The organism is Synechococcus lacustris str. Tous, from assembly GCF_003011125.1.
GTDB classification, from domain to species: Bacteria; Cyanobacteriota; Cyanobacteriia; order PCC-6307; family Cyanobiaceae; genus Synechococcus_D; species Synechococcus_D lacustris.
The window spans coordinates 1-8,397 of sequence record NZ_PXVC01000080.1; the positions used below are offsets into that span (position 1 = coordinate 1).

An 8,397-nucleotide genomic window follows, 5' to 3' on the forward strand; every position below is an offset into this window, starting at 1 on the left:
AGCACCGGCTGAATCAAATAAATGCACCGGTGCCTCACGGAAGGTGAGCACCACTTCACTGAGGCGTTTGGGCATGCGTTTGCCCGTGCGCAGATAGAAGGGCACCCCCTGCCAACGCCAATTGTCGATAAATAATTTCATCGACACATAGGTTTCGGTGGTGCTGTTTGGATCCACCCCAGGCTCCTGGCGGTAGCCAGCTAAGGGATCGGCGCTGTTGCCACCGGGGCCGTATTGGCCGCGCACGCAACATTTCCAAGGTTCAGCTTCCTCTGCAAGCCGTGCCGCCTGCAACACCTTGGCCTTTTCGTTGCGGATTGATTCGGGTTCATAGCGGCCCGGCGGTTCCATCGCGGTGAGGGCAAGCATCTGGGTGAGGTGGTTTTGCACCATGTCCCTCAGGGCGCCAGCGCTTTCGTAGTAGCCGGCCCTTTCCTCAACCCCAACGGTTTCAGCAGCGGTGATCTGCACGCTGGAGATGTAATTGCGATTCCAGATCGGTTCAAAAATCGTGTTTGCAAAGCGCAAAACCAATATGTTTTGAACGGTTTCCTTGCCTAGGTAGTGGTCGATTCGGAAAATTTGATTTTCTTTGGCGCAACTGTTCACGATGCGGTTTAGGTCTTGGGCGCTGGCGAAATCACGGCCGAAGGGTTTTTCGATCACCACCCGGCTGCGCTTTGGATCGGCCAGCAAACCGGCAGCAGCAAGGGCGCGGCAACCGCTGCCGTAGTAGTTGGGCGATACCGACATATAAAAAGTGCGATTGCTGCGGGTGGCCCGCTGGCGATCTATCTGCTCTAGGCGCTTGCCTAAACGCACCACATCTTCATCTTTCTGCAGGTCTACCGGTTCATAAAAAAGCCCGCCGCAGAAGGTGGTCCAGGCGGCGGGATCCTCGGCGATCACAGGCGCCAGGGCTTGTTCCATCTTGGCGCGGAACTCCTCGTCGCTCCATGGCCTTCTGGCGCAGCCCAGCACCGCAAATTCACTGGGCAGGCGCCGCTGACGGAACAATTCAAATAGGGCTGGTATCAATTTGCGGTGGGTTAAATCGCCGCTAGCTCCGAATATCACCAGGCATTGGGGTGAAATCACCCGTTCTTGCCGTAAACCAACGCGTAGGGGATTGGTGAGAGTGGCCGTCATGGAAAGGCATTGCTAACCGTGTCCCTACAGGTTGATGGCTAGAGATGAACAGAAGGTGAATGGACCGTGTGTTTGCAGATTTGAGTGGCCCTTAATAGGTTTCCACATGCCAACGGTCGGCCTTCTTGAGGGCTGGCCTCAGGGTGCTCCAATCCTGGCCGCTCTTGGCTGCTGCCGCTGTCATCGCTTCGTCGATACCTGGTTCCATGCCCCTCAAACCGCACATGTAAACGTGGGTTTTGGGATCTTCGATCAAGGCAAAGATCTCATCGGCGTGTTCGGTAACACGATCCTGGATATACATGCGGCCACCGCTTGGATTTTCCTGCTCACGGCTGATTGCTTTGGTGTAACGGAAGTTTTCGGGGTAATCGCTCAGGTAACGGCTGAAATCGTCTTCGTAGAGCAGGTTGGGAGTTTTGGGCACACCCATAAACAGCCATGCCTTGCCTTTGAATTTGTATTCGGGATTTTTGCCCTGCTCACCCGGTTCAAACATGCGGCGCAGGTAGGCCCGCATCGGAGCGATGCCCGTGCCGGTAGCCAGCATGATCACGTTTGCATCTTCATCGGGGGGCAACAGCATTTCTTTGCCCACAGGCCCTGTGATCTTTACCTTTGCGCCTGGTTCGATGTCGCAAAGGAAGCTTGAGCAAACGCCGTATATCTGTTCGCCGGCTTCGTTTTTGTATTCCAGCTGCCGCACACAGAGGGAAACGGTGCTTCCCTCAAGGTTGTCGCCGTGGCGGGTGGAGGCAATTGAGTAGAGCCTCAGCTTATGGGGCTTACCGTTTGCATCTTCCCCATCGGGAATGATGCCAATGCTTTGGCCTTCCACGTAGTGGAGATTGCCCCCTGAAAGATCAAAGGTGATGTGATTCACCCGGCCGATGGCCCCATCGGCCAAAAGCGAGTAGTTGTCGAGCACTGTGCCGAGGAAGGGATCCTTTGGTTTGTAGAGATTTACTGGCACCTGGCCATGGTCTTTGGCTTTGGGGCTTGGGGTTTCCGTCACGGCTGCTGATGGGGTGGATGGAGAATTGTTGGCTTGCTGGTGGGGGGTAATGCGCAATACCCGGGCACCACTGTTTCTGATCAACTGCAGCGTTGCACTCAAAGAGCTGTAGGTAACCAGCATTTGCTTCAGGCTGCGGCGAACAATGCCGCCGGAAGCGTGGCTCACCTCGATTGTGAACATGCGGCTGTCGCCAGGGGTGCAGGAAGCTGGTGGGACGCGCATGGTTCGAGGTAACGCGCTGCGACTATAGGAACTGCCCTGCCAGCGGCAGCTTGTATCCCTATTAGGGGAAACCTTCAGTTAGGAAGAAAACACAGTTAATGTGATCAACGTTGCAGCCCATGCCCCTCGGCCGCTATTCAGATCTTGCAGCCCCCCCCTCTACCTACGCTTCCTTCAGAGCCCATTGAGCAGGAGATCGAGCGCCTGCCCTCGGCCACCCGCCGCCTTGCTGCTCAACTCAGGCTGCCCCTTGCTGAAGCGGCGGTGTGGGAGGTGCTTACCGATTACGAGAGCCTGCCTAGCTTCATCCCAAACCTGATGAGCTCGCGCCTATTGAACCGCGAGGGTACAACCGTGTTGTTGGAACAAATCGGCAGCCAAAGGTTTGTGGGCCTTAATTTCACCGCCAGCGTGCGGCTTGAGCTGGAGGAACGCAGCCAGGAGGGAATACTTGGTTTCAGGATGGTGAGTGGCGACTTCCGCCGTTTTGAAGGGGCTTGGACCCTGGTTAAAACCGATGAGGGGGTGCGTTTGCGCTACGAATTGCTGGTGCAGGCCTGCATTGGAATGCCAATCGCCTTGATCGAGCAGCGCCTTAGGGAAGATTTGGCCACAAATTTGAGATGTGTTGCCCTAGAAGCTTTGCGCCGCGCCCAAGTGGCTGTGCCGTGCCCACTATAATTATTTAAATTATAAATACTTAAATTATAAACATTTAAATCAATATCATTAAGCTATTGTTTTGGATTTAATAAATCTATATTAATAATATTTTGAGAAAATCTTGAACGATTTTGGTATGCCAATACCATCTGAAAAAGGTATACCCCCAAGGGGATTCGAACCCCTGTCGCCTCCGTGAAAGGGAGGTGTCCTAGGCCTCTAGACGATGGGGGCGAGGCCGTATTGGCAAGAAGCCAACCTATACAGCCAAACCACCTTGAGTCAAGCAATCAATCAATCACTTTGACCGCGCCACACGGGCACGGTGAAGTGAAAGCAGGCCCCCTCCCCAGGGGCAGACACCACCCAGATGCGCCCGCCGTGCACTTCCACAATCCGCCTGCATACCGAAAGGCCAACGCCAAACCCCGATGCCTGGGCAGCCGTTTGCGGTAAGCGCACCCGATCTTGAAAAATTCTTTGCTGTTCCTCCATGGGAATGCCGGGGCCGGTGTCGCTAACGCTCACCTGTACCCATTGGCTGGTGCGATGCAACAGCGAAAGATTTACCTGGCCCCCATCAGGGGTGAATTTGAGTGCATTTTCAATCAGATTCAACAAAACCTGACGCATTCGTCTTTGGTCGGCATACACATCTGGAAGGTCTCCAGGTACATCGGTATGCAATTCGAGTGATCGGTTTACCCAAAGTTTTTCTAGTTCAAGAATTGCTTCGGCTGCAATTGGAGCCAGCGCCAGCCTCTGGGGATTGAAAAGGGCCTCCCAACGGGTGCTGCCCACCTCCAGTAGGTCTTTTGAGAGTTGCTCAATATCATCTAAACGCCGATCAACCACATCAAAAAAGCGCTCACTATCGATTTGATTGCGCCTGTAGCTCTGCAACGCCAAATTTGCGGCGGTGAGCGGGGTGCGCAATTCATGGGCCACCATGCGCAATAAACGTTCCTGTACCCCCAGCCGTGAGGTGAGGGTTTCGTTCTCTTGACGCAGCACCAGCAGTTGATCTTCGAGTTGTAATTCCCTTTGGCTCTGGCCGCCGCTTGGTTCTGCCGTGCGCAGGCCCATGCCAAGGCCGCTCACCAAGCCCAATTGGCGCCAGCGGGGCAGCCAATTCTCCATTTGCCTACGGATTGAATTGCCGGCAAAAACCTGCTTCGGCAATGGATCCAGCTTGATCAATGCAGGTGTTGCCACCAGCCGATGCAACTCCAATAGCTCGGGTTGTTTTTGCGGATCAGCAATGGTGAGGGTGAGCTCGAAATTGCCCTTTTGCTCCTCAAGAAATTCCAGCAATGCCCTCAAATCTGGCCCGGCCAGATGCTGGGGTCTGGCCACCAGGAGCAGGTTCAGCACCTGTTGTTGTTTTATTTCTCCCTGGCCCGGCACTGCAAACTTCAGAGAGCTGCACCACACTATTAAAAAAATTTGATTTTCCTGTCAAAAAAAGGTAAATCCGCTGCAATGTTCGCCTTTTGCTACCGAGCTAGCTATCACTGAAACAGTTCATAGCTAAAGATGCTTAAGGGTTTGCCCCAGGGTTCATCGATGGCTGAACCCAGCCGCATTCAATTGGATAGCTCCCTAAGGCGTTGGTTTTCCCGCAACCTGGGCCTATGGCGCTCCCGGCGCCAATACGTTTTTGGCGACGACGAATCCCTCAAGGTGGATGTGCTCTTGCGCATTGAGGCCTTTAGCGAACCGGTGGAGGGTGAAGCGGCCTATCGCTTTAGTTGGTGGCTGGAGAAGGATTACAACTTCTTTGAAAACCAACCTCGTTATGTGCCCACCGGCACCATGGAGGCCTATCTCTGCGGCCATCAGTTGCGGCGCAGCCGCGGCTTTTTCAATGGTTCACCGATTAAGAGCCAAATACGTCAGGTGGATGAACATGAAGTGGTTTTTGAATCCCACTACCAGGAATGGGACATTCTCGAGCACATTCGCCTAGTGGCCCAAGACCGCTACCGCAGCAGATCCATTTATTCCTGGCGCAACGGTGAATTGGAAGTGGCTGAGGTTCACCACGAAATTCGCATCGAAACCAGTGGTGCGGAGTTGCAGCCTGAATAAGGCAACATGGTTTGGTAATTAAGAATCGAACTGTTGTGTTGCGTCAGCTGATTCCCGCGTCTGCCCTGCTGGCGCTCACCTCCTTTGCGGTGCTGCCAGTGCAGGCGGCACCCCAGCCGGCAACTGAAGCTGAGATGACCCTCTACACACGGATTTCAGCCCTCAACGCCTGCATCGCAGCTGCCAATGGTGTGGATTTCAATAAGTCGATTGGTATCGCTGGTGAAACCCTTTCCCAGGTGATTCAAGGTCAAAACGGAGGTGCCATCAAGCAATTAGGTGCCAAGCCGCTACCCCAGGAGGAATTGCGCAAGGGTTCGATTAATTCAGTGTTGATCGGTGTTTCCCAGGTGTGCCCTGATTTGATGCCCGCCGACGTGCGCGACAAGGTGAAACAAGCTCTCCAGAACCAAGCCAAGCCAGCTAAGTAACCAGGATGGCTAGCCCCGGGGCGCTTCCAATTCGCTTGGCTGATTACAGGCCGCCCCTGGTGCTGATTGAGCGGGTAGAGCTGTTGGTGCAGCTATTCCCGAGCCACACCCTGGTAACAGCTCAGCTGAGCATTACGCCCAATGGCATAGCCCCAGGGGAAACACTTCAACTTCAGGCCGTTGATCTGGAGTTGTTGGAACTCAGCATCGATGGGCTGCCAGTGGCAGATCAGCATTGGCAGCTGGCGGCTGGCCGGCTTGAACTAGCAGCAGAAGTGCTGCCCCAACAACCCTTCAGCCTGCGCAGCGTTTGCCGCCTGCACCCCAGCTCAAACAGCAGCCTCGAGGGTTTATACGCCAGCGGTGATTTGTTCACCACCCAATGCGAAGCCGAGGGTTTTAGGCGGATAACCCCTTTCCTTGATCGACCGGATGTGCTGAGCCGCTACAAGGTGCGCATTGAAGCCGCTCGCCAATGGGCGCCGGTGTTGTTGAGCAATGGCAATTGCATTGCCAGCGGTGATTTAGCCGATGGCCGCCATTACGCCGAATGGGAAGACCCATTCCCTAAACCTTGTTATCTGTTTGCCCTAGTGGCGGGCCCCCTTGTGGAGGTGGTAAGCCATTTTGATACCGCCTCTGGCAAACGGGTGCGCTTGAGGATCCACGTGGAACCCGGCGACCAGCAGCTTTGCGGCCATGCCATGGCCAGTTTGAAGCGTTCCATGGCCTGGGATGAAGAGATTTATGGCCTCGAATACGACCTGGATGAATTCAATATTGTTGCGGTGCGTCATTTCAATATGGGCGCCATGGAAAACAAAAGCCTCAATATATTTAATTCAAAATTAGTGCTCGCTGACGCGGAAACAGCAACCGATGCTGAACTTGAACGGGTGGAGAGTGTTATCGCCCATGAATATTTTCATAATTACACCGGTAATCGCGTTACCTGCCGCGATTGGTTCCAGCTTTCTTTGAAGGAAGGTTTAACGGTATTTAGAGATCAGGAATTTAGTGGCGATCTCCATGGCAAGGCCATGAAGCGCATTGAAGATGTGGCGATGCTAAGGGCCCACCAATTCCCGGAAGATAACGGCCCCACAGCCCATCCCGTGCAGCCTGATCAATATATTGCCATCGATAATTTCTACACAACTACCATCTATGAAAAGGGTGCGGAACTGATCCGGATGCTGCGCACTTTGCTCGGTGATGAAGATTTTATGGCTGGGGTTTCCCTATACCTAAAACGCCATGATGGCCAGGCTGCCACCTGTGAGCAATTTATCCAGGCCCTTGAGGATGGCTCTGGAAAGTTGCTAACTTCATTTCGGCTTTGGTATCACCATGTTGGCACGCCAACGCTAACGCTTAAACAGCAATGGGATCCGGAAAGTGGCAGTTTAGAATTGCAATTAAGCCAAGCWAATACCAAATCAAATATCAAACCAAATACCAAATTAAATAACGGGTTGCATGCACAATCAGATTTAGATACAAATCAGGCCCATCAACCACTGCCGATTCCGGTGTCTATGGCGTTGATCGCCCCTGATGGCGAGCTGCTTCGGGAGCAACTACTGGTGCTGGATCGCGCCCAGAACCAGTGGCAATTCAACAATTTGCCCCCTGGGGAAAAACCGCCATTGCTTTCTTTGCTGCGGGGTTTTTCAGCGCCTGTGCGCTTGGAATGGGAGCGCAGCAACCAGGAATTAGAGCGGTTGCTTCTGCTTGAAAGCGATGCCTTCAGCCGCTGGGATAGCGCCCAGCAGCTATGGCAACGCTGCCTGCTACAGCCCAGCCCCGAAGGGCGGGGCCAAATGCTTGCCATCTGCCAACAATTGCTAAATCAGCAATGCCTTGATGCCCGCTTGCTGGTGGCGCTGCTCCAGGCCCCTGCCATTGAGGAGCTGGAGGCTGCTTGTTTAGCCCAGGGGTTAGTGCCAAATCCGCCAGAGCTGGAGATGGGCCTTCTGCAGCGMCGGGTTTGGCTTGGCAATGCCCTAGGGCCGGAGTTGCAGCTATTGGTTGAGCGGCTTAATCCATTGGTGGATCAGCCCTGGCCTGCGGCGGTTGGCGAGCGCCAACTATTAGCAATGGCCTGGAGTTGGCTGGTGGCAGCTAATTCAGAAAACAGCACTCCAGAAAACAGCACTCCGGAAAACAAGATTGCCCATCAGGTTGCCCTTGCGGTGGAAGGCCCTTCCATGACCCTTGCCCGGGCTGCCCTCGCGGCCCTGCAGCCATGGGATTGCCAGGCACGCACCCTGGCCATGGAGGCTTTTCAAGCGCGCTGGCTTGAAAAGCCCGTGATATTGGATAACTGGTTTGCCCTGGAAGCTTCAACCCCCTTTGGCAATGCCATCGCTAGGGCRGAAGCGCTTCTGCAGCATMCCCGTTTCGATCCCCAGGCCCCCAATAGTTTGAGGGCTGTTTTAGGTGGATTTGCCCGATGCGCCCAAGCCTTTCACCAGCCAGAAGGGAAGGGTTATCGCTGGTTGGCCGCCCAATTAGTGGAGTTGGATAAACGCAATCCAATTGCGGCTTCACGCTTTTTGAAATTGTTTATGGGCTGGCAAAAATATGCACCAGAACGCCAAGAACAAATGAAAGATAGTTTAAGTTGGCTGCTGGAGCATTTGCAGTCTGCCAATAGTTTAGAAGTTACGCGCCAGTGTTTAGGGGTTTAGGTTTTTGAATAACTAAAATTTGGGGTTAACGAATGGAGCGTAGATTATTTGAATTAGGGAACGGATCTGGGTAGAGGCTGCGGTGCACTTGGTTTAAAATTGATTTGCGAATTTCCGCCCCCTCTCTACC

At 53.8% G+C, this 8,397-nt stretch carries 7 protein-coding genes and 1 tRNA gene; 4 read left to right on the forward strand and 4 right to left on the reverse strand.

The window, feature by feature from the left end; genetic code table 11:
• Both zwf and C7K08_RS11565 read right to left on the reverse strand, forming a co-directional pair.
• The coding region (gene zwf / locus C7K08_RS11560; protein WP_106500760.1) for a glucose-6-phosphate dehydrogenase at positions 1-1,149 on the reverse strand (1,149 nt) is incomplete at its 3' end.
• Positions 1,150-1,240: 91 nt separating this feature from the next.
• Entirely contained in the window at positions 1,241-2,389 is a 1,149-nt protein-coding gene (locus C7K08_RS11565; RefSeq protein ID WP_106500761.1) for a phycobilisome linker polypeptide, read from the reverse strand.
• Between the two features lie 141 nt (positions 2,390-2,530).
• On the opposite strand from C7K08_RS11565, the gene C7K08_RS11570 reads away from it, so the two are divergent.
• Complete coding sequence (locus C7K08_RS11570) at positions 2,531-3,070, forward strand: SRPBCC family protein (protein ID WP_390625582.1); 540 nt, start codon at positions 2,531-2,533, stop codon at positions 3,068-3,070.
• A 143-nt stretch (positions 3,071-3,213) separates the two neighbouring features.
• On the opposite strand, the gene C7K08_RS11575 is transcribed toward C7K08_RS11570, so the two are convergent.
• Together C7K08_RS11575 and C7K08_RS11580 are read right to left on the reverse strand one after the other, a co-directional pair.
• Positions 3,214-3,286, reverse strand: a tRNA-Glu gene (locus tag C7K08_RS11575).
• A gap of 60 nt (positions 3,287-3,346) precedes the next feature.
• Entirely contained in the window at positions 3,347-4,471 is a 1,125-nt protein-coding gene (locus C7K08_RS11580; protein ID WP_423218697.1) for a histidine kinase, read from the reverse strand.
• A gap of 117 nt (positions 4,472-4,588) precedes the next feature.
• On the opposite strand from C7K08_RS11580, the gene C7K08_RS11585 reads away from it, so the two are divergent.
• From C7K08_RS11585 to pepN, 3 genes are read left to right on the forward strand one after another with little or no spacing between them, the layout of a single operon-like run.
• The gene (locus tag C7K08_RS11585) at positions 4,589-5,143 is read left to right on the forward strand and encodes a hypothetical protein (RefSeq protein WP_106500764.1); all 555 of its coding nucleotides are present in this window, start codon (positions 4,589-4,591) and stop codon (positions 5,141-5,143) included.
• A 38-nt stretch (positions 5,144-5,181) separates the two neighbouring features.
• Positions 5,182-5,574 carry a cAMP phosphodiesterase gene (locus C7K08_RS11590; protein WP_106500766.1) on the forward strand — a complete coding sequence of 131 codons (393 nt, stop codon included), beginning with the start codon at positions 5,182-5,184 and terminating at the stop codon, positions 5,572-5,574.
• A 5-nt stretch (positions 5,575-5,579) separates the two neighbouring features.
• Entirely contained in the window at positions 5,580-8,267 is a 2,688-nt protein-coding gene (gene pepN, locus C7K08_RS11595) for an aminopeptidase N (RefSeq protein WP_106500765.1), read from the forward strand.
• Positions 8,268-8,397 lie beyond the last annotated feature (130 nt).

Bases quoted from the DNA above. Each gene is read 5' to 3' on its own strand.
- C7K08_RS11565 (WP_106500761.1), bottom strand. From the start codon at position 2,389: ATGCGCGTCCCACCAGCTTCCTGCACCCCTGGCGACAGCCGCATGTTC.
- C7K08_RS11585 (WP_106500764.1), top strand. From the start codon at position 4,589: ATGCTTAAGGGTTTGCCCCAGGGTTCATCGATGGCTGAACCCAGCCGC.